Source organism: Exiguobacterium sp. UBA7533 (assembly GCF_002479335.1).
GTDB lineage: Bacteria > Bacillota > Bacilli > Exiguobacteriales > Exiguobacteriaceae > Exiguobacterium_A.
In genome coordinates this window covers 37,861-64,241 of record NZ_DLMP01000014.1, presented here as the reverse complement: position 1 = coordinate 64,241, position 26,381 = coordinate 37,861, and the positions used below count along the sequence as shown (strand labels likewise).

The 26,381-nt window shown below is 48.6% G+C and carries 22 protein-coding genes and 1 riboswitch; of the genes, 11 read left to right on the top strand and 11 right to left on the bottom strand.

Features of this window, described 5'->3' with window-relative positions:
• Positions 1-41 precede the first annotated feature (41 nt).
• From B2U10_RS13300 to ahpF, 6 genes are all read left to right on the top strand, one after another.
• The gene (locus B2U10_RS13300; RefSeq protein WP_035411797.1) at positions 42-758 is read left to right on the top strand and encodes a GntR family transcriptional regulator; all 717 of its coding nucleotides are present in this window, start codon (positions 42-44) and stop codon (positions 756-758) included.
• Positions 751-2,292, top strand: a complete 1,542-nt coding sequence (gene gntK / locus B2U10_RS13295; RefSeq protein WP_035411794.1) for a gluconokinase — start codon at positions 751-753, stop codon at positions 2,290-2,292. The genes B2U10_RS13300 and gntK overlap by 8 nt, the downstream gene beginning before the upstream one ends.
• A 24-nt stretch (positions 2,293-2,316) precedes the next feature.
• Complete coding sequence (locus B2U10_RS13290; RefSeq protein ID WP_035411791.1) at positions 2,317-3,663, top strand: GntP family permease; 1,347 nt, start codon at positions 2,317-2,319, stop codon at positions 3,661-3,663.
• Positions 3,664-3,683: 20 nt separating this feature from the next.
• Entirely contained in the window at positions 3,684-5,084 is a 1,401-nt protein-coding gene (gnd, locus tag B2U10_RS13285) for a decarboxylating NADP(+)-dependent phosphogluconate dehydrogenase (protein ID WP_290788224.1), read from the top strand.
• Positions 5,085-5,305: 221 nt separating this feature from the next.
• The gene (gene ahpC / locus B2U10_RS13280) at positions 5,306-5,869 is read left to right on the top strand and encodes an alkyl hydroperoxide reductase subunit C (protein ID WP_012371860.1); all 564 of its coding nucleotides are present in this window, start codon (positions 5,306-5,308) and stop codon (positions 5,867-5,869) included.
• Between the two features lie 14 nt (positions 5,870-5,883).
• Positions 5,884-7,413 (top strand): alkyl hydroperoxide reductase subunit F, encoded by a 1,530-nt coding sequence (gene ahpF, locus B2U10_RS13275; protein WP_023469816.1) that lies wholly within the window; start codon positions 5,884-5,886, stop codon positions 7,411-7,413.
• A gap of 43 nt (positions 7,414-7,456) precedes the next feature.
• Here ahpF and B2U10_RS13270 read toward each other — a convergent pair whose 3' ends face one another.
• Positions 7,457-8,026, bottom strand: coding sequence for a hypothetical protein (locus B2U10_RS13270; RefSeq protein ID WP_290788221.1), 570 nt, complete (start codon positions 8,024-8,026; stop codon positions 7,457-7,459).
• A 251-nt stretch (positions 8,027-8,277) separates the two neighbouring features.
• On the opposite strand from B2U10_RS13270, the gene B2U10_RS13265 reads away from it, so the two are divergent.
• Complete coding sequence (locus B2U10_RS13265) at positions 8,278-8,820, top strand: ECF transporter S component (protein ID WP_050678560.1); 543 nt, start codon at positions 8,278-8,280, stop codon at positions 8,818-8,820.
• Between the two features lie 45 nt (positions 8,821-8,865).
• Here the strand turns inward: B2U10_RS13265 and B2U10_RS13260 are convergent, their stop codons facing one another.
• Entirely contained in the window at positions 8,866-10,359 is a 1,494-nt protein-coding gene (locus B2U10_RS13260) for a malate:quinone oxidoreductase (protein ID WP_290788219.1), read from the bottom strand.
• Positions 10,360-10,604: 245 nt separating this feature from the next.
• On the opposite strand from B2U10_RS13260, the gene B2U10_RS13255 reads away from it, so the two are divergent.
• Entirely contained in the window at positions 10,605-12,134 is a 1,530-nt protein-coding gene (locus B2U10_RS13255) for a cryptochrome/photolyase family protein (RefSeq protein WP_290788217.1), read from the top strand.
• Positions 12,135-12,174: 40 nt separating this feature from the next.
• Here the strand turns inward: B2U10_RS13255 and B2U10_RS13250 are convergent, their stop codons facing one another.
• The 4 genes from B2U10_RS13250 to B2U10_RS13235 form a co-directional block, all read right to left on the bottom strand.
• Complete coding sequence (locus B2U10_RS13250) at positions 12,175-13,542, bottom strand: amino acid permease (RefSeq protein ID WP_290788215.1); 1,368 nt, start codon at positions 13,540-13,542, stop codon at positions 12,175-12,177.
• Positions 13,543-13,702: 160 nt separating this feature from the next.
• A riboswitch (glycine riboswitch) is annotated at positions 13,703-13,780 on the bottom strand.
• 181 nt (positions 13,781-13,961) lie between these two features.
• Positions 13,962-15,278 carry a calcium-binding protein gene (locus tag B2U10_RS13245; protein WP_290788213.1) on the bottom strand — a complete coding sequence of 439 codons (1,317 nt, stop codon included), beginning with the start codon at positions 15,276-15,278 and terminating at the stop codon, positions 13,962-13,964.
• A gap of 291 nt (positions 15,279-15,569) precedes the next feature.
• Entirely contained in the window at positions 15,570-16,091 is a 522-nt protein-coding gene (locus B2U10_RS13240) for an NUDIX hydrolase (RefSeq protein WP_290788211.1), read from the bottom strand.
• An 18-nt stretch (positions 16,092-16,109) separates the two neighbouring features.
• Positions 16,110-16,604, bottom strand: coding sequence for an LURP-one-related/scramblase family protein (locus B2U10_RS13235; protein WP_290788208.1), 495 nt, complete (start codon positions 16,602-16,604; stop codon positions 16,110-16,112).
• Between the two features lie 153 nt (positions 16,605-16,757).
• Between B2U10_RS13235 and B2U10_RS13230 the strand changes: the two genes are divergently transcribed.
• Positions 16,758-18,365: an FMN-binding glutamate synthase family protein gene (locus tag B2U10_RS13230; RefSeq protein ID WP_290788205.1), complete on the top strand. Its 1,608-nt coding sequence runs from the start codon at positions 16,758-16,760 to the stop codon at positions 18,363-18,365.
• A gap of 107 nt (positions 18,366-18,472) precedes the next feature.
• Positions 18,473-19,468 (top strand): tRNA dihydrouridine synthase, encoded by a 996-nt coding sequence (locus tag B2U10_RS13225; protein ID WP_056064667.1) that lies wholly within the window; start codon positions 18,473-18,475, stop codon positions 19,466-19,468.
• Positions 19,469-19,513: 45 nt separating this feature from the next.
• Here B2U10_RS13225 and B2U10_RS13220 read toward each other — a convergent pair whose 3' ends face one another.
• The 5 genes from B2U10_RS13220 to B2U10_RS13200 form a co-directional block, all read right to left on the bottom strand.
• Positions 19,514-20,026, bottom strand: a complete 513-nt coding sequence (locus B2U10_RS13220; RefSeq protein WP_056064664.1) for an SF0329 family protein — start codon at positions 20,024-20,026, stop codon at positions 19,514-19,516.
• A 31-nt stretch (positions 20,027-20,057) separates the two neighbouring features.
• Complete coding sequence (locus B2U10_RS13215; RefSeq protein WP_414655329.1) at positions 20,058-22,817, bottom strand: glycoside hydrolase family 3 protein; 2,760 nt, start codon at positions 22,815-22,817, stop codon at positions 20,058-20,060.
• A 15-nt stretch (positions 22,818-22,832) separates the two neighbouring features.
• Entirely contained in the window at positions 22,833-23,912 is a 1,080-nt protein-coding gene (locus B2U10_RS13210) for an alpha/beta hydrolase (RefSeq protein ID WP_290788198.1), read from the bottom strand.
• A 177-nt stretch (positions 23,913-24,089) separates the two neighbouring features.
• Entirely contained in the window at positions 24,090-25,277 is a 1,188-nt protein-coding gene (locus B2U10_RS13205) for a DUF4317 domain-containing protein (protein WP_290788195.1), read from the bottom strand.
• An 82-nt stretch (positions 25,278-25,359) separates the two neighbouring features.
• Positions 25,360-25,557, bottom strand: coding sequence for a hypothetical protein (locus B2U10_RS13200; RefSeq protein WP_023469832.1), 198 nt, complete (start codon positions 25,555-25,557; stop codon positions 25,360-25,362).
• A 192-nt stretch (positions 25,558-25,749) separates the two neighbouring features.
• Here B2U10_RS13200 and B2U10_RS13195 point away from each other — a divergent pair, with 192 nt between their 5' ends.
• Complete coding sequence (locus B2U10_RS13195) at positions 25,750-26,370, top strand: HNH endonuclease family protein (protein ID WP_414655331.1); 621 nt, start codon at positions 25,750-25,752, stop codon at positions 26,368-26,370.
• The last annotated feature ends 11 nt before the right edge of the window (positions 26,371-26,381 follow it).

Sequence of the window (26,381 nt, the reverse complement as noted above, 5' to 3'; positions counted from 1 at the left end):
CTTGTATACAAGTATACTCACTCTAGAAATCAGGTGATTTTATGTCAGAACTGTTATACCCCTTGAAGTGGTTGTCAAAAGCTTCTGCCGGAGATCGTGTCGCGCACGAACTACGAATGCGGATCATTTCAGGAAAAATTGAAAGCGGTACCATATTATCCGAAAACAAAATAGCCTCTGATTTTTCAGTCAGTCGCTCACCTGTCCGTGACGCGTTAAAGGTGCTTGCAGCCGAACAGTTGATTCGTCTCGAACGAATGGGAGCAGTCGTCGTCGGTTTATCCGAGCGCGACATTCAAGAAATCTATGATGTCCGGTTACTCATCGAAACGTTCGTCTTCGAGCGACTTGTTAAGGTCGAACGGGCAGAACTCGTCCGTGAACTCAGCAAAATTCTCGAAATGATGAAGGTTGCCATCAAATATAAGGATGCTGATGAATTCTCTTTCCAAGACGTACTGTTTCATGAAACGATCATCCGCTCGATCGATCATGGGTATGTCAGCATGATTTGGCAAAATCTCAAACCAGTCATGGAAAGTTTCATCCTCCTATCAATGCGGGTACGATTCGAGGAAGACATCGAAGACTTTGAACGCATCCTCGCGAACCATGCCTTGTATATCGAAGCGATCGAGACAGGAGATCGTGAACGGATGGTTGCTTCCTTACATCAGAACTTTGATGATGTTCAGGAAGTCGAAGATCTCTGGAAAACGCAACAAATGATGTCGAAAGGAGTCGATTCACATGACTGAATACATGTTAGGCGTCGATATCGGAACGACGAGTACGAAAGCAGTCTTATTTACGACAAAAGGAGAGGTCATCGGACAAACGAACGTCGGTTACCCACTCCACACACCGAACCGTTCGACGGCGGAACAGGATCCGGAAGAAATTTTTGATGCCGTACTCGAATCCATCCGATTGATCACAAAACGTCATCCGAGCATGCCACCGAAGTTCGTCGCGTTCAGTAGTGCCATGCACAGTTTGATTGCGATGGACGCACAACATCAACCGTTGACTGCCTGCATCACATGGGCGGACAGTCGGAGTGAAGCATGGTCGAACAAGATTAAGGAACAATATGGTCTCTCGATCTATCACCGGACCGGGACACCGATTCATCCGATGTCACCGCTTAGCAAAATCAGTTGGCTCGTCGAAGATCGTCCGGAGCTCCACGCTCAAACGAAAAAGTATGTCGGGATCAAGGAGTTCGTGTTCCAAAGACTGTTCGGAACATATGTCATCGACCACTCTCTCGCTTCAGCAACTGGTCTCTTTAATATTCATGAATTAGGTTGGGATACGGGCGCACTGCATGTCGCAGGTATCGATGCAAGCTATTTATCGGAACCCGTACCGACAACGACGTCATGTACCGGACTTAATACTGATTACGCACGACAAATGGGACTATCCGTCGATACGCCGTTCTTAGTTGGTGCCAGTGATGGTGTCCTCTCCAATTTAGGTGTCAACGCGATTCGCAAAGGGGAAATCGCGATCACGATCGGAACGAGCGGTGCCATCCGAACGATCATTGATCGTCCACAGACGGATGAAAAAGGACGAACGTTCTGTTACGCACTGACCGAGGACCACTGGGTCATCGGCGGCCCCGTCAATAACGGAGGAATGGTCTTACGGTGGATTCGTGACGAACTTGCTTCAGCAGAAGTCGAGACAGCAAAACGCCTCGGCATCGATCCGTATGCTGTCCTGACGAAGATTGCCGAACGCGTCCGCCCGGGGTCCGACGGTCTGTTGTTCCATCCTTACTTGTCCGGTGAACGAGCACCGCTATGGAATCCGGACGTCAGCGGTTCATTCTTCGGTTTGACGCTCTCACACAAAAAAGAGCACATGATCCGGGCAGCACTAGAAGGCGTCATCTACAATCTGTATACCGTCTTCCTCGCACTCGTCGAATGCATGGATGGTCCTGTGACGCGGATTCAGGCAACCGGTGGATTTGCCCGGTCTGAAGTCTGGCGCCAAATGATGGCGGACATCTTTGAGTCGGAAGTCGTCATTCCGGAAAGTTTCGAAAGTTCATGTCTTGGCGCTTGTATTCTCGGACTGTATGCGACAGGGGAAATCGATTCGTTCGAAGTCGTATCCAAGATGATTGGGGAAACACATCGCCATGTACCAAATGAAGAAGCGATGCATGAATATCGTCAGCTTTTACCGATTTTCATTAGTCTAGCGCGGACATTATCCGAAGACCACAAACGAATTGCTATGTATCAACGGAGCTTGATTCAAGAGGAAAACTAACTTAATCTTTTGGGGGAAGTCATCATGCCTTTAGTCATCGTAGGAATTGGGATCGTCGCATTGCTCGTTCTCATCATGGGGTTAAAATTAAATACGTTCGTTTCACTCATCATCGTTTCCTTTGGCGTTGCACTATTACTCGGTATGCCGCTCGATCAGATCGTCAAGACGATCGAAGCCGGTATCGGAGGAACACTCGGTCACCTAGCTCTGATCTTTGGTCTTGGTGCGATGCTTGGAAAGCTAATCGCTGACGCCGGGGGGGCGCAGCGAATCGCGATGACGCTTGTCGCACGATTCGGGGAAAAGAACATCCAATGGGCGGTCGTCGTTGCTTCGTTCATCATCGGAATCGCACTCTTCTTCGAAGTCGGACTCGTTCTGTTGATTCCAATCGTCTTTGCGATTTCACGCCAGCTCCGCGTCTCGATCTTATATCTTGGGATCCCAATGGTCGCAGCACTGTCTGTCACGCACGGCTTCTTACCACCTCACCCAGGTCCGACCGTCATCGCAGGGGAGTATAAAGCCAATATCGGGGAAGTCTTATTGTATGGTTTCATCGTTGCTGTTCCGACAGTCATCATTGCTGGTCCTGTTTTTACGAAGATCGCGAAACGACTTGTACCTGAATCGTTTACACGCACAGGAAACATCGCGTCACTCGGGGAACAAAAAGAATTTGATTTAGACGAGACGCCAGGTTTCGGTATTAGTGTCTTCACTGCGATGCTACCGGTCCTCTTGATGTCGGTCGCAACGATCTTCACGCTTTTACAAGAAACACTCGGCTTGGGTGAGAGTAGCGTCATCTCGGCGATCGAGTTCATCGGGAACGCCTCGACGGCGATGTTGATTTCGTTACTCGTCGCGGTCTACACGATGGGGATCGCCCGTAAGATTCCGATGCAAACGGTCATGGAATCTTGTACGACGGCCATCGCCCAAATCGGGATGATGCTATTGATCATCGGTGGTGGCGGTGCCTTCAAACAAGTCTTGATTGACGGCGGCGTCGGTACATTCGTCGCACAATTATTTGAAGGATCGGCGTTATCTCCGATTCTGCTCGCTTGGTTGATCGCTGCGATTCTGCGAATCTCACTTGGTTCTGCGACAGTCGCTGCCCTTTCGACAGCAGGTCTCGTCATTCCGTTACTGGAGCAATCTGACGTCAACTTAGCGCTCGTCGTCCTTGCGACTGGTGCGGGTAGTCTGATCGCTTCACACGTCAATGATGCAGGCTTCTGGATGTTTAAAGAGTATTTCGGATTATCATTAAAAGAAACGTTTGCGACATGGACTGTGCTTGAGACGATCATTTCCGTTTGTGGACTTGGGTTCGTTCTTCTCCTCAGCCTCGTCGTCTAAGAAAAGGAGTCGTTCTACTTATGCAACATTCTATCGGAGTCATCGGACTTGGCGTCATGGGACGCAACCTAGCACTGAATATGGCTAGTCATCAAGAAGAAGTCGCCATCTATAACTACACACGTGATTTAACGGACGATCTCGTCGCACACGATGAGGGATTACCACTTCATCCGTACTACGATATCGAAGCATTCGTACAGTCACTCGCCCGTCCGCGTAAAATCTTCATGATGGTCACGGCCGGCAGCGCGATTGATTCAGTCATCGAATCGTTACTTCCGCATCTCGAAACAGGCGACATCATCATGGATGGTGGGAATTCCCACTTCCTTGATACGGAACGTCGCTTCGACGAACTCCAACGCCACGGCATCGAATACATCGGCGTCGGCGTATCGGGTGGTGAAGTCGGTGCACGGACCGGTCCTGCGATCATGCCGGGTGGATCGAAAGAAGCTTACGAACATGTCGCACCGATCTTGACGAAGATTGCCGCTCACGTTGAAGGCGATCCATGTTGTGTCTATATCGGTCCGAAGGGCGCTGGTCACTTCGTCAAGATGGTCCATAACGGGATCGAGTACGCTGACATGCAACTGATCGCTGAAGCTTACAGCTTCCTTCGTTTCCGCCTTGGACTCGACGTGACGGAAGTTGCAGACATCTTCGCCGAGTGGAACGCAGGCGAACTGAAAAGTTACCTGATTGAGATCACAGCGGACATTCTCCGGAAAACGGATGACGAGACAGGGCAACCGTTGATCGATGTCATTCTCGATCAAGCTGGTCAAAAAGGAACCGGAAAATGGACAAGCTTACAAGCAATTGATAATGGAGTCGCCTCTTCGATCATCACGGAAGCCTTGTTCGCTCGTTACCTTTCAGCTGTTAAAGAAGAACGCGTCGCAGCGTCTGCTGTTCTGAAGGGACCAGAAGACTTGTCATCGCTTGAGCGGGACGCGTGGATCGAACGGATTCGTCAAGCGCTTTATATGGGGAAAGTCGCCGCATACGCGCAAGGCTTCACCCAATACCGGACGTCGTCTGAACTATACGACTGGAACTTACGCCTTGAAGAAATCGCCTTGATCTTCCGTGGTGGATGTATCATCCGGGCAGACTTCTTGAACGTCATCAGTGAAGCGTTCAAAAACGACGCGAACCTCTCGAACTTGATGCTCGCACCGTTCTTCGCTGAGAAAGTACAGGCGTATCAAGAATCGTTACGCCACGTCGTTGCCGAGGGTGCTCTGTCTGGTTTCGCGCTCCCATGTCTATCGACGTCGTTGACGTATTATGATAGCTACCGGACAGCAAACTCGAATGCCAACATGTTGCAAGCGCAACGCGATTATTTCGGTGCGCATACGTATGCTCGGACAGACCGCGAAGGGATCTTCCACACGGACTGGCAATAAGAAATACAGCTCCCGACTCCTGTTTCATTTAGGAGTCGGGATTTCTTTTTTTGTTCACACAATCTTTCCTGAAATAAGAAATTGCCGATTATACCTTGACAAAAGTGTTGGTCTATATGAAATTAGTATTAGATTAGAATTATTCTAGTGTGATAAATACAGATTATCTGTATGCACTAGAACAGATTCTAAATATAGAACCCTTGAGGAGGATTTTTATCATGTCTTTAATCGGAAGTGAAGTAAAACCATTCAGTGCATCAGCATTCCACAACGGAGAATTCGTTGACCTAACGGATGCCAACCTTCGCGGTAAATGGAGTGTCGTATGTTTCTACCCTGCAGACTTTACATTCGTTTGCCCGACAGAACTCGAAGATCTCCAAAACCAATACGCAACACTCAAAGCGCTTGACGTTGAAGTTTACTCTGTCTCAACAGATACGCATTTCACACATAAAGCATGGCACGAAACATCAGAAACAATCGGTAAAATCGAGTACGTTATGATCGGTGACCCATCACACGTCATCTCACGTAACTTCGAAGTCTTGAACGAACAAGATGGTCTTGCTGACCGCGGTACGTTCATCATTGATCCAGACGGCGTCATCCAAACAGTTGAGATCAACGCAGGCGGCATCGGTCGTGATGCGAGCACACTCGTCAACAAAATCAAAGCAGCACAATATGTACGTAACAATCCAGGCGAAGTCTGCCCAGCGAAATGGGAAGAAGGCTCTGCAACACTCACACCAAGCCTTGACCTCGTCGGAAAAATTTAAGGAGCGGATTCGCGATGGCTTTAGCACCAGACATTAAAGCACAACTCGCGCAATACCTCGAGCTTCTCGAAGGCGATCTCGTCCTAGCCGTTAGTGCTGGGACAGACGCCGTCTCGCTTGAGATGAGCGCACTCGTCGAAGAGATCGCAAGCATGACACCACGCATCTCCGTCGAGCAGGCAAGCCTTCCCCGGACACCAAGTTTCACAGTCAACCGTGTCGGTGAGACAAGCGGCATCACGTTCGCGGGAATCCCACTCGGTCATGAGTTCACGTCCCTCGTCCTCGCACTGCTCCAAGTCAGCGGTCGAGCACCGAAGGTCGATGCGGACGTCATCAAGCAGATTCAAGGCATTCAAGAAACGTACCACTTCGAGTCGTACATCAGCTTGAGCTGCCACAACTGCCCAGATGTCGTACAAGCATTGAACGTCATGAGCGTCCTCAACCCGAACATCAGTCACACGATGATTGATGGCGCGGCATTTAAAGCAGAAGTCGAACAAAAAGAGATCATGGCTGTTCCGACGGTCTTCGTCAACGGCGAAGCATTTGGTAACGGACGGATGTCACTTGAAGAAATCTTGGCGAAGCTTGGCACAGGTGCCGATGCTTCTGATTTCGCTGATAAAGATCCATACGATGTCCTCGTCGTCGGTGGTGGTCCAGCTGGATCGAGCGCTGCCATCTATGCAGCTCGTAAAGGCATCCGGACAGGTATCGTCGCAGAGCGCTTCGGTGGACAAGTCATGGATACGATGAGCATCGAAAACTTCATCAGCATGAAGTACACAGAAGGACCAAAACTCGTCGCAAGTCTTGAGGAGCACGTCAAGGAATATGGCATCGACGTCATGAACCTGCAACGAGCAACTCGTCTTGAGAAGAAGGACCTCCTCGAGCTCGAGCTTGAGAATGGTGCTGTCTTGAAAACGAAGAGTTTGATCCTTTCAACAGGCGCACGCTGGCGGAACGTTGGTGTTCCAGGCGAACTCGAATTCAAGAACAAAGGCGTCGCCTACTGCCCACACTGTGATGGTCCATTGTTCGAAGGAAAACGTGTCGCAGTCATCGGTGGCGGAAACTCAGGGATCGAAGCAGCCATCGATCTCGCGGGAATCGTCAAGCATGTCACGGTCCTTGAATTCGCACCGGAACTAAAAGCAGACGCTGTTCTTCAAGAACGCCTCGCTTCTCTTCCGAACGTCACGGTCGTCGTCAACGCACAGACGAAGGAAATCACAGGAACGGACAAAGTGAACGGGATCACGTACATCGAGCGCGAAACGAACGTCGAACGTCACGTCGAGCTCGAAGGTGTCTTCGTCCAGATCGGTCTCGTACCGAACACGGACTGGCTCGGTGAAACAGTGAACCGTAACAAGTTCGGTGAAGTCCAAGTCGATCGCCACGGCGCAACGAACGTACCAGGCGTTTTCGCTGCAGGCGACTGCACAGATAGCGCGTATAAACAGATCATCATCTCGATGGGCTCTGGTGCAACAGCTGCACTCGGTGCTTTCGATCACTTGATCCGGAATTAATTCAAAAGAGCGGAACTCAGACGAGTTTCGCTCTTTTTCTATTTCAATAGTAGATTTCACCAACGGATGAACAATGAAATTCTTTCGTGATGTGGTGTTTTGTTAAGATGCCTTGCTTCGCGTATGTACCACTGACCGTTACGACCATCGTTTGTCCTGCATCGATTCGGGTACCATCGAATCCTTTCTGTGTCCAAATGCCATCATTGATGGCTTGAGACGTCATCGAAAAGACATCAGAGAACCACTGTCGCTCACTTTGCTCCAAAAGTTCCGTTTCGAAATTCCCTGTGATCCGAACTTCTTTTTTACCTTGTGTTCGTTCAAGTGCTCGTTGACCATCTCCATAAATACTCAATTGAACATGCAACGGCTTTAACCGTTTGACTACTCGTTTCTGAAAACGTTTTGGCGAAACCCAGTCCTCGTCTGCAAATTGATTTGCTGCAAGCAATGTGACGTCCGCATTTTCATGTGTCCGATTCAATTCTTGCACGATTTTTTCATATGCTGCGTAATAACGTTGATGTTGTGTCGTCTGATCCTTCGCCTCCGATATGACTGGTGACAATGAAGCGAATAAAAAAACAGCTGTCGCGATCTGATATTTCATTAACTTCCCCCTTCCTTTCGCTGTTCATTGTACAGAAAAAACAAAGAGTAGATTCAAAAACGACAACCGTTTTGGAGATTTTTTCATTTAAGACTGTATGAATAGATTAAACTCTTTTGGAATTAAGAACGAATGACGATTTTTTAGTCAATCTGACCCCTATAAATAATTCAAAGTTGACACTTTTGACTAGTCCAGGCATCTGATAGATTGAAGATATCTTAAAATCTATCATAAAGAAGGTTAGTCACATGCAAAAAGCAGCACCGTATTCTAGCACTCGTACCCGCCAGCTCGTCATCACTGCGATGTCAATCGCACTTGTTCTTGTAGCAACGATGTTAATCAAGATTCAATTACCAATCGCACTAAACGGTGGTCTCATTCATATGGGAACAGCAATGCTCTTTCTCATCGCGATTTTATTCGGTCCACGGACAGCATTGATTGCCGGTGCTGTTGGAATGGGGTTATTCGATCTTCTAACGGGTTATGCGATTTGGGCACCTGGTACGATCATCGCACGTGGACTTCAAGGATTGATCGTTGGTTACATCGCGTGGTCAGGTGGTCGTAACGGAACGAATGTCACGTTCAACTTGATCGGGATGATTGCTTCCGTTCCTGTCATGCTACTCGTCTACTTCGTGCATGAAGGGATTATGTTCAGCAACTGGGTCGCACCAGCCACTTCAATTCCAGGAAACATCACACAAAACGTCATCGGCATCCTCGTTGCGATTCCAGTCGGGATTGCACTGAAGAAAACACGTTTCTTCCGTAACTTCCGCTAAATCAAAAAACCGTCCGGCTCCTCGTGGAGTCGGACGGTTTTTCGTTTAGCGAATCGGTTGACCTTGTTCAAGCTCAAGCGTTTTAGCTGTTTCGGCATGGATCTGTTCGAACAGCTCCGGATTTTCAACGAGTGAGATTCCGTAAGACGGAATCATCTCCTTGATTTTTGCTTCCCACGTCGGTAGTTCGGACGGGAAACATTTCGCGAGTACTTCGAGCATGACCGGTACCGCTGTTGAAGCACCTGGAGACGCACCGAGTAAGGCAGCGACAGACCCATCTGCTGCACTAACGACCTCTGTTCCGAACTGGAGTGTCCCTTTTCCTTGTGGTGTGTCCTTGATGACTTGGACACGTTGACCAGCGACGACGACATCCCAGTCTTCTGTCTTCGCATTCGGGATGAACTCACGTAATTCGTTCATCCGTTGTTCCGTCGACAAGAGGACTTGTTCGATCAGATACTTCGTCAATCCCATCTCTTTTGCTCCCGCAGCAAGCATCGTCAAGACGTTGTTCGGTTTGACAGACGCGATCAAATCAAGATTCGATCCTGTCTTAAGGAACTTCGGTGAGAAGCCAGCAAACGGTCCGAAGAGAAGTGATTTCTTCCCATCGATGTATCGTGTATCCAAGTGCGGTACTGACATCGGTGGTGCTCCGACTTTCGCTTTTCCGTAAACTTTCGCATGGTGCTGTTCGATGATTTCAGGATTTTTACAGACGAGGAATAAACCACTGACCGGGAAACCACCGATTTGCTTCGATTCCTCGATGCCTGTTTTTTGGAGCAACGGTAGACTACCACCGCCACCCCCGATGAAGACGAACTGCGCCGTATGATGCTCAATCCGGTGATCGCGCTCATTCTTCACTTTGACTTCCCAACCACCGTCAACACGCTTCAAATCCTCGACACCGTGCTGATAGTTGATCGCTACATCGTGTTGTGCGAGATATTCAAACAAGATTCGTGTCAACGCACCGAAGTTGACGTCCGTTCCTGAATCGATTTTTGTCGCGGCGATCGGCTCTGGTGACGTCCGACCGTTCATGATGAGTGGAATCCACTCGGCTAATTTCGCTGGATCCTCTGAATATTCCATCCCTGCGAACAACGGATTCGCTGATAACGCTTCCAATCGTTTTTTCAGGAATTCGACGTTTTCCGTTCCTTCGACCATACTCATATGTGGAATCGGCATGATGAATTCTTTTGGATTCGGCAAGACACCTTCCTTGACGAGATGCGACCAGAATTGACGCGACAGTTGGAACTGTTCGTTTACTTTGATCGCTTTACTGATGTCGATTGAACCATCGGCGTTTTCCGTCGTATAGTTCAGTTCGCATAGTGCGGCGTGACCTGTTCCTGCATTGTTCCACTCATTCGAGCTCTCTTCCCCGGCACTCGCGAGTTTCTCGAATACCTTGATGTTCATCTCAGGCGCGAGTTCTTTTAACAAGACCCCTAACGTCGCGCTCATGACTCCGGCACCAATTAAAATAACGTCTGTTTTTTTAGGCATACTGCTCATGATATCCTTCCTATCCCCGTTGATATTATGGACTACCTGTCATGAAAAACTTCCCCCTCATGACGACAACTTACCTTTCCATTATAACCCTATCATAGCTTGTACAGAAAGGAACTTCTTTTACATTAAGAAATGTGCAAAAGCGATGATTCAGAATAAGAAGATGTTCGTTAGCCGGCACACAATCAGGCATGACTTCGACGAAAAACGGTAATCATATAACGAAAGTAAAAGGAGGAACACTCATGGCGACACGCTGGATATTCGGCAATCAATTAAATCACGATCTCCCTTTATTACAGGAAGCAAACAAACAAGACGATGTCATCCTGATGGTCGAAGCGACCTCGCGCTCCAAGTGGAAGACGTACCATAAACAAAAGCTCGTCCTCGTCTTCTCAGCGATGCGACATTTTGCGGAAGAACTGCGCGAGAAGGGTTTCACTGTCGATTACCGGGAAGCCGATTCGTTCGATCAGGCATTCCAGGCGCACCGAAAAGATCATGATCCGGATCATGTATTTTATACGGCGATCACGGACGAACCAATGCGCAAGGCGATGCATAAGTGGCAAGACGCTTTACCGAAGAAAATCACGGTCGAGGTTTGTTCCGACGTGCCGTTGTTTTTACTGACACAGGAAGAAGCGGTCGAAGCAATTGGCGACAAGCCATACAAGATGGATCGGTTTTATCGCAAACTGCGCAAGGAACGAAACGTTCTCATGAACGGCTCTAAACCGATTGGTGGAAAGTGGTCGTTTGACGCTGATAACCGGAAACCGGCGAAGTCCGGGACGACGTTTAAGGGTCCAATTCAGTTTCGTCCCGATCACATCACAAGGGATGTCATCGATAAGGTCGAGCGTGATTTTTCCGATCATCCAGGAGCACTTGATTCCTTTCATTGGCCGGTTACGCGAAAGGAAGCGATGCAGGCTCTCCATCGTTTCATCGAAGAACGACTCGAGACGTTCGGGACGTATCAAGACGCCATGCTGACCGGTGAAGATACGTTATCGCATTCGCTCTTGTCAGCAGCAATCAATCTCGGCTTACTGACACCGGAAGAGGTCATTCGTCAAGTCGAGGCAGCACTTGAAGAACAGGATGCTCCACTCAATGCGGTCGAAGGTTTCATTCGACAAATCCTCGGCTGGCGCGAATACATGCGTGCCGTCTATCTAGCTGAGATGCCGGATTACGCTTTCGTCAATGTGCTGCGGCATGAAGCGGATCTACCGGACTTTTTCTGGACCGGGAAGACGAACATGAACTGTGTCGCTGAATCGTTACGTCCCGTCGTCGAGCATGCCCATAATCACCACATCCAGCGCTTGATGGTGCTCGGGAACTTCGCTAATCTGTTTGCGATTTCACCGCAACAGACGGCAGACTGGTTTAATGAGCTTTACATCGATGCCTACGACTGGGTCGTTTTACCGAACGTTCTCGGGATGGCGCTACATGCCGACGGGGGAACGTTATCGACTAAACCGTACATTGCTTCGGCAAATTACATCCATAAGATGAGTGATTATTGCAAAGAATGTCCGTTCCATCAAAAGGACATGCTTGGCGAAGATGCCTGTCCGTTCAACGCCTTGTACTGGGACTTCATCGACCGGCACGAAAAGCGCTTTGCTGACAACCCGCGGATGTCGATGATGTATCGGCAATGGGGAAAGCGCGATGCGGACAGCAAACGCGATATTCGAAAGAAAGCGAAAGCACTTCGGAAACAACTACAGGATGGTGCTTTCGATACACCATGAAACAAGCCGGTCGGATTAGGTCCGACCGGCTTGTTTTGGCTTACGCACTTTTTTGATTAGCTGCTTGTTGTTTCTTTTTCCGGAGGTGATATAGTCCAAATAGTCCGAGGAACCAGACCGGTGTCAGCAACAAGGCTGGACGTGTATCGTCAGCAAATAACATGACGACGAGAATGACGGCAAACAACCCGAGCACGAGGTAATTGACGAGTGGTGTCAATGGTGCTTTGAATGTCGATGCTGCATGTAATTCCGGATTTTGTTTCTTGTACCGGAGATGGCAGACGAGGATGACACCCCAGACCCAGATGAAGCAGATTGCACTGATCGTCGTGACGATACTGAACGCTTGTCCCGGTAACAGCTTACTGAGCAAAGCACCGACTGAGACGACGATCGTCGAGACGAACAAGGCGTTTGCTGGAACATGATTTTTGTTCAACTTCGAGAACTTGTTCGACGCTTGCTGTTGATTTCCCAGGTTATATAAAATCCGACTCGTCGAGAACATCCCGCTGTTACACGCCGAAGCAGCGGACGTCAGAACGACAAAGTTGATGATTCCTGCTGCGAGCGGAATCCCGATCAGACTGAACGTCTTGACGAACGGACTTTCTGTTGCACTTAATCCTGTCCATGGGTTGATCATCAAGAGAATCAGCAAGGCACCGACATAGAAGAACAGAATTCGGAGCGGAATCTTATTGATCGCGGATGGGATGTTCTTCTTCGGATCTGCTGTCTCGGCTGCTGATACCCCAACGAGCTCGACACCGACATAAGCGAAGACGACCATCTGGAACGAGAGCAGGAATCCAGAAATCCCGTTTGGCATCCATCCATTATGTGACCAGAGATTCGACACTGTGACGGGACCGGCATCCGTTTTAAAACCAATGACGAGCAAGACGATTCCGACACCAATCAAGGCAAGGATCGTCACGACTTTGATCAAGGCGAACCAAAACTCAAGTTCACCGAACAATTTAACGGTCAATAAGTTAAAGCCAAGTAAAATCAAGAGCGCGAGTACGGCTGGAATCCATTGCGGGATATCAAACCAATACTTGACGTACACACCGACAGCGATGATGTCCGCCATCGCTGTCATGATCCAACAGAACCAGTACGTCCAACCGGTCACGAATGCGGCACGTGGTCCGAGATAATCTTCTGCGATATCCGTAAGTGACTGATAACCTGCTTTTGACAATAACAATTCCCCAAGTGCCCGCATGACGAAGAAGATCGCGATCCCGACGAGTAAGTAGGCAAAAATGATCGATGGTCCGGCGAGTTGGATCGCTTTACCTGATCCTAAAAACAAACCCGTTCCGATCGTTCCACCAATGGCAATCAACTGTACATGACGATTCGATAAATCTCGTTTTAATCCTTGCTGTTCCAAACCTGAACTCCTCCTTGTGATGGTTTCTCTAAGCTTCAGACCGTTCTGTCGGTCCTGAAAAAGAAAAAAAGAGACTGGACGAATGTCCAATCTCAACAAAATCAAAGGAATAACCCATACACGCCACTACGACATTCCACGAATGCCCGTCGCTGCATCTGATTACTCTTCTGTCCGTTTGCCTGAGATTGTGAACCCTTCGGCGCCGTGTCGACACGGTCTCTCCAGAAGCTGCTCCTGCCATAGTGTGACCCATGACAATCATAGCTTTCTCTTTATTTGATTATCCGATGCGTCGCTGCATCGATGAATTGTTTCTAATTCTAGTAATCTCGACAGCATTTGTCAAATTAATTTTGATATTAATTTTAAGGGATTAATTTCAAAAAACATTGTATCCGCTTACTTATTTTAAATAATTATTGGATGACTAGATTAACTTTTTTAGACCATTTACCTTCAAATTCTCTAGAGATTTTCATTCCATAAATTTTCCCGCTTAATCGAATATCGTAGTCGTTACCTTCTAATACTTTTACTTTTTGGTCTTGGTTTGCCTGTGTTGTGAACGGTGGAATTGATAAATTATAATAACTATCCTTATCCCATGAAGAAGGAATCTGACGTTGACCACCGCTAACATAACTCGAATTCAATCCTGCTACTCTTTTTCCAGCAGCGTTTTTCACACTAATTGTAGATTCAATGACGTCAGGTAATGTGATTGAAAAATCAGGCATATTTTTTACGATTTTAAGACTGAACATATTTCCACCTAAAGTGACATTTGACATACAATCCGGATTCACTCCAGGATAATCTGTATAGCCACTATCAAATAGTTTCCCAACCTGCCAGTTATAGTATTTTCCAGTAAAAGCATCAAATTCAAAATGACCGTTTTTATCGATTAAACCGGATGCAGCAGGCTCTTCCCCAATGAGACTGTTCATGAAAAAGTAGCAGCCTTTCAAGTCACTGTTATGAATAGTTCCTTTTACATGGACCACTAAATCACCTAGGTCTTTTAACAATTGGCAACTCGAGCTCTCACTATCTTCTTGATCTAGATAGCATGTATTACTACCTTGTCCTCCATCAATATGATCGTCGCCTTGATTGCCTTTCAAGATATCACTACCTTCTTTTCCGACGATTTCGTCATTCCCTTTATTACCTTCGATTTTATCATTTCCAGCGAGTCCAACGAGCGTATTTTTATGATCGTTCCCTTGGATTTTATCGTTTCCTGTTCCGCCAGTTAAGTTTTCAACATCACTACTAATTAAATCCCTTTCGTTTTTTTCTCCATCATCTTTTTTATTGTTTAAGCTGATATTCAAATCTTTTTTCTTCTCGCTGTATGAAACGGTATCGATTCCTTCGTTTCCTTTAAAATAATCTGATCCACTTTCCCCTTTGAGTGTATCGTTTCCTGTTCCTCCATATAGCTTATCGTCTCCTGACCCCGCAACAATTGAATCATTACCACTTCCACCATCAATTGTATCGTTTCCTCCAAGACCCTGAATTTTATCATTTCCGCCTAAACCGCAAATTACATCAACTTTGTTAGTACCTTTTAAGGTATCGTTTCCTTTTGTACCGATAATCGTACATTTTTTCCCATCGCTTGCTTTTAAATTTTTTGTACTTGCTGTTACTAAATTTTCATTTACAACGAGTACTAAAATTGCAAGTAATAATCCAGTTATAAATGTTTTAGCTAATCCCATCTTTAATTCCCCTATCTAAAAAAATTATTTGTGCATACCTTTATCGGTAAATTATTCAAAAATATTAACTAATTATGTAATTTATTAGTTTTTATAGATGCTCTTTTATTGTATTTTCTTATACTCACTATAAAAATTATGTATTTTACTTCCCTTCGAAACGGCTTTGTATCAAAAGTATTAATAATGAAGTTAAAAAGTTAAGTAGTTTTAGATTCATGTATGAAGCGGAACTTCGAAAATCTGCTTAATCAATCAACAAGCCCTTCCGGATCACCGGAAGGGCTGTCTTTATACTTCATTATGAGCACCATAGCTATGGCGAAGGACAAATAACAGTCGAATCAATGATTCATGATAACCGATGAACCATCCTTCTTCGATCCCGTTGACAATGGCTTCTTCTGTCATCCAAGCGACACGCTGAACTTCTTCTTCCTGCAGTGTCAAAGTCGTCAGATCCACTTCTTGTTCGACGAGATAATAATCATCAAAACCGATTTTAAACGGAATCGTCAGATGGGGGCGGACACCCGTGAAATCAATATCGAGTCCAAGCTCTTCCGACAGTTCCCGTTGCGCTGCCATCTGACTCGTATCCCCGCTGATCGCACTGCCCCCGACCGTCAAATCCCACATGTTCGGCCAACCGGATTTAAACGGCTGTCGTTGTTGGACGAGCATCTCTCCCTTGGCGTTAAAGACACAGACGTGAATCGTCATATGATAATCGCCGGCTGTATGTGGCGTTCCCCGTGTCCAGAGCCGTCCTGTTTTCTTGCGATCTGCTGTATATACATCCCACTGTTCCATCTTGCATCATTCCCCTTTTTAATTGATGAAAGACGAGTTATTCGAGCTTTCCTCCGCTTTGACGCAATCAATCGCGACGACGAGGGCGATCAATAATTCTTCCATCGCTTCATCTTCGACTTCGATCATGTACTGATCGGTCCAAGAAATCCACTTTTTCTGCACGCGACCAATCCGTTGTCCCTGTTGCAGGACTTCAAAATCGACATCCCACCAGTCGCCTGTGACTTCGAACTGATCCGAGTTGATTGTATAACGGTCCTTGAAGAACGTGAACTCTTTGATGATTTCAAACGATTGTCCTGCTGCTTCGACATAAAAGACTGGACGGAAACTAAGCGTTTTTTTCTCGATTTCAGCGACGACTTCTCCATTTCGGTTCGTTACGGTGAAGGTCTTCGGTAATTTCATAAAACTACCCTCAATGTGATACGCATCGTGTCCTTCTTCGTCCTGAATCGCAAATCGCCCACGCAAACTGAATGCTTTTTGTTTCATATAAAGTGTATGCATACCGGTCTCCTCCTTTAATGTATAGTCTTATTTACGACATTACTGACAGAAAAGATTCAAAATCTGGAAATAGCCAGTTGGTGCAGTTTGTAACAGAAGCTTCAGTGGTATCAACTTACATAACACGAAATCTACGGGAAAGAAGGAATTTTGATGTCTATCGATACGATTGTGCTCTTCATTTTACTCGCCATCGCCCTGTTGATCATCCTTGTCCCAACCATCCTCTTTTGGCACGTCTGGCGCGCCGATCGTCGCCAGCAAGAACATGCGGTTCTGCGCAACTTCCCCGTCCTCGGAAAGATGCGCTATATCCTCGAAAACATGGGACCGGAACTCCGCCAATACTTATTTCTCAACAATAACGAAGGCAAACCCTTCTCCCGCAATGAATACAAGACAGCTGTCCTTTCTGGCAAATACCAAAGTCGGATTCTTGGTTTTGGCTCGGAACGTAATTTTGAAGAAGCTGGTTTTTATGTACAAAACGCCCTCTTTCCAACGAATCGACAGGAATTACGGATCGATCAATCAGAACGTGTCGATACGCACATTTATCAAATTGATCGCGATGAACTGTTTACGCGGAAAGAACATCTTGTTGCCAAGCAAATCTCACCCTATCTCTTGAAAATGGAGGATGCACCGATCATCGGGGCGAAGACATGTCGTCAGCCTTATCAAATCCAAGGACTGATCGGTCAATCGGCAATGAGTTTTGGTGCACTCGGTGACCGGGCCATTACCGCTCTCTCGATCGGACTTGGTCGCGCTAAAGGAAGCTGGATGAATACCGGTGAAGGTGGTTTGTCCGATTTTCATCTCAAAGGTGACGTCGACATCATCTGTCAGATTGGTCCCGGTCTGTTCGGTGTCCGGACGGAGGACGGTGATTTTTCGTTCGACGAATTCCAGAAAAAAAGTGAGTTACCGCAAGTCAAAGCCTTCGAACTAAAGCTTGCCCAAGGGGCTAAAACGCGCGGCGGACATTTAGAAGGCGCAAAGGTCACGGAAGAGATTGCCGCTGTCCGGAAGGTCAAAGTCGGTGTCGGCATCGATAGTCCGAACCGGTTTAACGAATTCACGACACCAGAGACGATGCTCGACTGGGTCGAACGTCTACGTGAGATTGGCGGAAAACCAGTCGGGATCAAAGTCGTCGTCGGTAATCTTGAAGACATGCGTCAGTTGATTGCTTACATGAAAGAATCCGGTCGTCATCCAGACTTCATGACGGTCGACGGTGGCGAAGGAGGGACAGGCGCGACGTTCCAAGAACTTGCGGATGCTGCCGGCCTACCACTCTTTTCCGCATTACCGTTCGTCCATCAACTTTTGACAGAAGCCGGTTTACGCGACAAGGTCAAAGTGTTCGCATCTGGTAAGCTGATCAGTGCTGATAAGATTGCGATCGCTCTCGCCCTCGGCGCTGACTTCGTCAACATCGCGCGTGGTTTAATGTTTAATGTCGGCTGTATTCAAGCCCAAGTCTGTCATACGAATCACTGTCCAGTCGGCGTCGCGACGACTGATCCGAAACTGCAGAAGGCGCTGATCGTCGACGAAAAAAGTTTCCGCGTGACGAACTACATCATCTCGTTACGAGAAGGACTCTACAATCTGACGGCGGCAGCAGGACTCGTCTCACCGACGGAACTTCGCCCAGAACACGTCATCTATAAGGACGAAGCCGGACACCTGATTCCGGGTCCGGACTGGATGAAGCAGCATATGGTACACCAATCTCTTTCCTCACGGTAACGAATAGCACTCACTTGCACTTTTTAACGAGAGCGCTTAAAGTGTATAGTTGATGAAATTCTTTAACCACACATGTGCATTACCTTAAGGAAAGGGTTTAATATACTATGAAAAAGAACTTTTGGCAGGACTTACCACGACCATTTTTCGTCTTAGCACCGATGGAAGACGTCACTGACGTTGTCTTCCGCCACGTCGTCGCAAAAGCGGCGCGTCCGGACGTCTTCTTCACGGAATTCACGAATACAGAAAGCTATTGTCATCCGAAAGGCAAGCAGAGCGTCCGCGGACGTCTCGAGTTCACGGAAGATGAACAACCCATGGTCGCTCACATTTGGGGCGACAAACCGGAATATTTCCGCGAAATGAGTATCGGTATGGCAGAGATGGGCTTTAGCGGGATCGACATCAACATGGGCTGTCCCGTCCATAACGTTGCTGTTAACGGAAAAGGCTCTGGCTTGATCAATCGTCCGGAAGTGGCGGCTGAACTGATCCAAGCTGCAAAAGCAGGCGGTCTCCCAGTCAGCGTCAAAACACGTCTCGGCTACACGAAGGTCGAAGAATGGCACGATTGGTTGCGTCACATCCTCGAACAAGATATCGCGAACCTCTCGATTCACCTCCGGACACGTAAAGAGATGAGTGCCGTTCCAGCGCACTTCGAATTGATTCCGGAAATCAAGAAGTTACGTGATGAGATCGCACCACAGACGTTACTGACGATCAATGGGGATATCAACGATCGCCAACACGGTCTTGAACTCGTCGAGAAATATGGTGTCGACGGCGTCATGATCGGTCGCGGGATCTTCCACAACCCGTTCGCGTTCGAAGTCGAGAAAAGAGACCATTCGAGCCAAGAACTCCTTGACTTGTTACGTCTACAACTCGATCTACACGATCATTACTCGGCTCAATTCGAGCCACGTCTCTTCAAGCCATTACGTCGGTTCTTCAAGATTTACGTCCGCGGATTCCGCGGCGCGAGTGAACTTCGGGTCAAATTGATGGAGACGAACTCAACGGACGAAGTCCGTGCTTTACTCGACGCCTTCGTTGAAGAAGAAGGCATTCACGAGGTCAACTCGTTTTCAATCTAACAGCAAAGCACGCCTCCTCGGCTTGAGGAAGCGTGCTTTTTCGTGTCACCAGCGTTCGACGGTTTGCCGCGTATCTGCACACCATTGTTCAAAATCAGACTGATGCGTCAGCGATAGGAAACGTCGTTTGCCGAGTCGCCGATCGAGCCGTGCGATACCACGGATGAAAGGATGTGGATGAACGAGTGCTTGTTCAAACGCAAGATTCGGATACTCTAACAAATCTTGTTGCATCTCATAGTTCTCTAGATACCCGTCTTGTTTGACTTGTCGTTCGATCTCAGCCGATAACGCATGCGACTGTTCCAACCAGTCGGACTGCCATAACGCTCCGTCAGGTTTTTCCGGTAACTGTGCAGCCCGTAACGCGTAACGCCGATCGACTTCCCGTTCGAAGCGAAAATCGTCTGCTCCAAGAATCTCTTCTCCGTCAAACGTCACCCAGACACGACTAGGACTGTCTTGAATCCGGTAGACAGCTGCATGAAAAGCAATCCGTCCCTGTAACGACGGGGAAAGCAGTTGCTCGACCCGTTTTTTGATGATAGAAAACTGCACACAATCCGTCCTTTCCGTCCGGCTAATCTAATCAGCCGTTCTTCATATGAAACGATTCCGCAAGCGTAAACGTCAACTCTTTTAACTCGAGACCACCGAGTGCAAAGTAGAGTTTTAAATAGTTGTGTGGGTTGAAGACGAAGACGTCCTTCGTCTGGCTGACCCACTCGCCGTTCGTTCCATTGAAGGTAAAGGTCGCGACCGGCATGTTGTTCGCAAACAACGTCACTGGCATCTGCGCCAGTTCACCAGCATTCGAACGTGCCGTCAACGTGACCTGATACACCCCTGTCTCTTCCGCCGTGACAGCGAAGACATGACTACTTCCTGTCGTCGTCGTGACGTCCGTTAACGGGAAGGCATCCCCACTGACGAGGCGTTGGTGCGAGACGGCTTGATCTTCGAGCGTCTCTTCTTCGATCGGTGCCCCGAGGACCTCGACAGGTGACGCCGTTCCCATCACGCGATCCATGACCGGTGACCGGAGTAAGAATTGACAGATGTTCGCAACACTCCGCAGTAACTCGGAACGTCGAAGTGTTCCGTCTGCGAGAGCCGTCAATGTATCATCCTCGAACGGATTCGTTCCCGGTTCGCCGACGACCATATAGAGATCGTTTTGCGAACGGACCATCGTCGCCGTTTGCTGCCGGTTTGCTTCCGTTCCTTCGGCGTTGATTTTCGCCCACCAGTCGGTCATGACGATTCCATCAAAGCCCCACTCATCGCGCAAGATGCGTGTGTTCTGATCATATAAGCCGGCAGTCCAGATGCCATTGACGGCACCGTACGTCGTCATGATCGAGTATGCTTTCCCTTCCTTAACTGCCATCTCGAACCCTTTCAAGTACAACTCACGTAACGCCCGTTCTGATACGATCGAATCCAGATCATGCCGGTGGAACTCTTGGTTGTTGGCACTGAAGTGCTTCAACGTTCCCGTCACACCAACCCGTTGCATCCCGTCGAGCTGTGCCACGGCCATTTTTCCACTCAGATACGAATCTTCTGAGAAATACTCGAAGTTCCGTCCGTTGAGTGGATGACGGTGGAGGTTCATCCCGGGTCCAAGCAACGTATCAATCTCGTTCTTCCGTAACTCAAGACCTGTCATCTCAAATAGATCGGCAATCAATGTTGTGTTGAACGTCGAGGCAATCAATGTTCCGTTCGGTAACGAGAAGGCTTTCGTCCCGATGTCCATCCGGATTCCGGACGGACCATCCGCGCAGCAGCCTGCTGGAATGCCGAGTGCTTCGAGTTCTGTCGTCACGCCACCGAAGGCGCCCGCCGTTCCCGGTGTGACGCGCGGTGAGTTCATCCCTTCCCCCCGGACGATTGCCGCGAGATCCGCATCCGTCAATTGATCGAGGAACGTCTCAAGCGTGACACGCTCTTCTTTGACGTCGCGTAACTTCCAACCGGCATCTTCCGTCTGCGTCCGTTCAACAGGACGCTCCTGTTGACGGCGCTGTTCCGGATCGATCGTCCGCAGTGGTGTTGCTTCATACGTCACCGTATATCCCGTTTCGGTCGCTTGCGGTTTGATGCGTTCAAACGCCGTCACCGGTGCCATGTTCTCCGTTAAGACGTCCGTGACGTCAAGCGTCTCGACGGAATGGCTTGCGACTGGAACCGCCGACCGGACGTCCGTTCCGAGATAGAGCTGATACGTGCCAGGTTCGACGACATAAGACGACTTATGCCCGGTAACGCCACTATCGTCATAACTCGCGAACGAGGCGAACGGTACGACGAGTGTGAGAGATTCTTGCTCGCCTGGTGCAAGTTCTTTTGTCTTGCCGAACGTAACGAGTTGACGCGTCGGGTTTCCAAGTTGTCCTTGTGGTTTCTCGAGATAACCTTGTACGACTTCCTTCCCGCTCGTCTGACCGGTATTCGTCACCGTCGCCGTCACCGTCCAGGCGTCAGCTGACGTCGTCACGTCTGTCGTCAGGTCGAACGACGTGTACGATAATCCGTACCCGAACGGATACAAGACCGCTTCCGGTGCGAACGTCTCGAAGTAACGGTACCCGACATAGATGTCTTCTTGATACAACGCGCGATCAGCATGACCGAAGTATGGTGTCGACGGATAATCATCGAGTGAACGAACAATCGTATCCGGTAGTTTCCCAGACGGCGAGACGCGGCCGAGCAAAAGATCACTCAGTCCAGTTCCGCCTTCCATTCCTCCTTGCCACGCGTAGAGGACAGCACTTGGCGTCGTCTCTTCGACCCAGCGCATATCGATGATATTCCCGACGTTCAAGACGACGACGGTCTGTTTGAAGTGTGTCGTCACGAGTCGGAGCATCTCCTGTTCCGTCTCCGTTAAAAAATAACTCCCTGGATCCGCTGTATTGTCGCGGTCTTCCCCAGCCGTACGACCAATCATGATCAAGGCAACATCGGAGTCAAGCGCTGCTTGCTGAACGAGTGTCGCGTCAAGCGGCATCTCTTCTTGCGACCACGGTTCGGCTGCCCAGCCTTCACCTTGGTCAAACGGATGGTCTTCAAGCCATGTCTCGTACGCCTTGAGGACGTCCGCATTCAGCGTCACGTCTTCGCGTAGCATATCGAGCGGACTGACGACGTTCGTAACGTTGACCATTCCGCCTGATCCTGTACCACTTTTATAGTAGTTGAACTGATTACGTCCGAAGACAGCGACCGTCGATGCAGGTTGCAACGGGAGCACACCATCATTGTGTAAGAGGACCGCCCCTTCCGCGACGGTTTGTCGTGCGAGTTTTGTATAGGCTTGCCAATCGAGTGTGTATGTCATCGTCATCCACCTTTGTTAGTTAGTTTGAGAAAAGAGTCGTTTTAAGTCCTTCGCGATTTCGTCTAAGCTGTCTTCGGCTTGCGGATACAGACCGAGTTTATCAAGAAAGGCATGTTCCATCCCGCGGTAGTGGAGATAACGGGTCTTGACGCCAGCGCGCGCGAGCTTTTTCGCGTACGCTTCTCCTTCGAGACGTAAGTAATCAAACTCTCCCGTAATGACGAGTGCCTCTGGTAGATCGTCGAGCGTCGCGAACAACGGTGAGATTCGTCGATCCGTCGAATCACTTGCTTGAACGTACCATTGCTCGAGGATACCTTCTTCATCTTGAAGTGAGAGAATGATCCTTTCGAGTAACTGCGATTCCGTTTGTCGATCATACGCTTCAAGCGTCCAGTCATATTCCGGATTCGGATGTTCACCGACATTGACGACTGGATAATACAAGACTTGATAGCGGATATACGGCGTCGGACGCTCGCGGTCGAGCAAACAACAGACCGTCGCCAAGTTCCCACCGGCACTATCACCGGCAACCGCGATTGCGCCTGGATCAATCCCAAGTCGATCAGCGTGTTCGACTGCCCAATCGATCGATGCATGACAATCTTCAAGTCCTGTCGGAAACGGATGCTCTGGCGCCAATCGGTAGCCGACCGACAAGACGGCGACGTTCCCTTTATCGGCTAATGCCTTACAGGGGTTCTCGACCGTCTCGAGCGTGCCACCGAAAAAACCACCGCCATGGAAATAGACGACGAGCGGGAGCGGACGCGCCGCTTCCGGACGATACAGCCGTGCTTCGATCGTGGTACCGGGTCTTGGGATCGCGAGGACGTCCGTTGAAATCTGCCGTGTCGACACGTCTTCGTTGTCCCAGCCCATGCCGGCACGTGCCAGTTCGACTGGCGACGCCCCTTCTGGAATCGAGACCGATGGACGCTGCGTGAGGACGACCTCACGGACACGCGGATCGAGTGTCCCTGGAGTCGAGACGTCGGGAATCGGCTTATCGACGATTTCGAGTCCGTCTTGATGGATGGATGAACGATTTCGTAACGTTCGCAGTAAATCTTGCATCGAGGCGGTAGACAAATGGATCGCTTCCTTTCTGGTTAAACCGTTATCGAAAGCGCTTTCGATAACCGCTAAAAAAATTTCGAATGCCTCTTTTTCAAAAAAGAGACCGCTTACATCACAATATACCTGTCTTTGACAGGAGAAGCAAATGTTTCATCTAAAAAAAATCAGCGCAGTCGCCTGCGCTGATCCTCATCGTAATTGTTCTTGTGAAACGATCGTAAAGCCATCGATGACCGTGTCTTCCTCGACCTCGATCAACAGGCATCGTTTCCCTTGATAGTTGACTTGTTTGACGTACTTCAAGTCTTGCGGACTGATTGCGATGTTCGCGACCTTCGTATTGATTTTAATCGATTTCGCTTCATAGTTCGGGACGATGTTACTCGCCTTCATCTCGTATGTCGGGTCGTCGACGACCGTCTTGAACGCCCGTTCGACCTGCTCCGTGCTGACGTCTTCTACACCACTTGCCTTGAGGACACGTTCGACTTCCTGAACGTCGAGCATTGGTACTTCTTCCTCACCCTGATCCTCTTCGACGACGATCAACTGGTTGATGTTTTCATAGACACCGGCTAACGTCTTCGTATCCATCGATTCACCGACGACCGATTTGACGATTTCCTCGAAGATCGCTTTATCCTCATCTGCCGTAACGATTGGTTGACCGTTCAAGACGTGTTCAAGGAAGCCGAAATCTGGTTTATTCGGTTTGCCCGCCGCATACAAGACATGATTGACGTCTGCTGCATTGTCGGTGAAGGTCGGGAAGAGGAATCCACCGATTGGCGACGCCAGTTTGATGACCGGATTGATGAATAAGTTCGACTTGAATTCCCGTTCGACGAAATCAAAGACGAGTGATTGTTTCGGTAACTCCGTTAAATTAAGGCTACCGAGGATGAACGGCGTCGTATAAACGTCGTCATTCGGATCGATCTCCGTCTCATCCGCTTGGCGCTTCGTCGTTTTATAGTATTGTCCGCGAATGAACGTGACGACGAGGTCGTTCTCGTACTGGACGTCCTGAACCATCTTCAGCGCCATCGTCTGCATCTGCTCGACCCAGTCCTCCGGCTCTTCCGCATACAGTCCTTCGTAGAGCAGCTGTTGCGTATGACCCGTCTCCCCTTCTTCCGGATGCGTGAACTTGACCTCGAACAGCTTGACGTCGAGTTTTCCACCTAGTACCTTCTTGAAGTTCGCAAGGAACAGCTCCTGTTGTTCCGGATCAAGCAACGGAAACGGTCGGGCTTCCTCATGATAGATTTCGCTCGTCTCTTTTCGGATATAGACGTTGTAGATTTCATGGATTTTTAGTAAATCGGCATCCATCTTGAAGTGACGACGGATGTCGGCGATGTCTTTTTTATTCATGCATACCAGCTCCTCGAATCATTAAAATCCTGCTTCCTGAAAAGCGTACCATATGCGAGATGACCAGACATCTTTTAGAAAATCAATGCGCACGGAATGAATACGCGCGTGTGACAGGATTAACGATCTCATATTCATATTCTTGGTGGGCAGCGCGAGCTTGCGCGATGCAATTATCTAGTTCTTTTGTGTTGAAATAACGTTGCGCTTCCGTCAACGTGCCACTTACGACTAAAAATACGCCGAACACGATCAACCATCCTCTAATTCGTTCGTTCATGATGTAGTCTCCTTTCTTCTCCACCTAAATCCTAACATCAGACCCTTCTATATAATGACAAAAGTTTAATTTTAATAACATTTACACGATATTCATTTTTTCCTAAATGAGTGATGCCATACTAAAAATTGTGAAGGGTGTCTTCACATCATCTCGTCTCATACATAGGAGGAATGACACGTGTTCAAAGCCATCAAGTCCATCGTCATCACTGCACTCGTCTACCTGACCGCTTTCCAGTTCGATACGACATCCGTTTCTGCACTCCCCTCAGGTATCTCTTCGAAAGCGACGGCCCAGTCTCAACTCGATGCCCTAACTGTTAAAACAGAAGGCAGCATGACCGGTTATTCGCGTGATTTGTTCCCGCACTGGAGCAGTCAAGGAGGCGGCTGTGATACACGACAAGTCGTCTTAAAACGTGACGCCGATTCATATGTCGGATCGTGCCCCGTCACATCCGGTTCTTGGTATAGTTACTATGACGGACTGACATTCACGAATCCATCTGACCTCGACATCGATCACGTCGTACCGCTTGCCGAAGCATGGCGCTCAGGAGCAAGCAGTTGGACGACGACGACACGTCAAGCATTCGCAAACGATTTGACAGGTCCGCAATTGATCGCTGTCTCCGCAAGCTCGAACCGTTCAAAAGGGGACCAGGATCCGTCGACATGGAAGCCGACACGGGCAGGTGCGAGCTGTGCTTACTCAAAAATGTGGATCAATACGAAGAGCCGCTGGAACCTCAGCTTACAGTCGAGTGAAAAAACAGCCTTACAAACGATGTTGAACACATGTACATACTAAAAAGGAGTCGA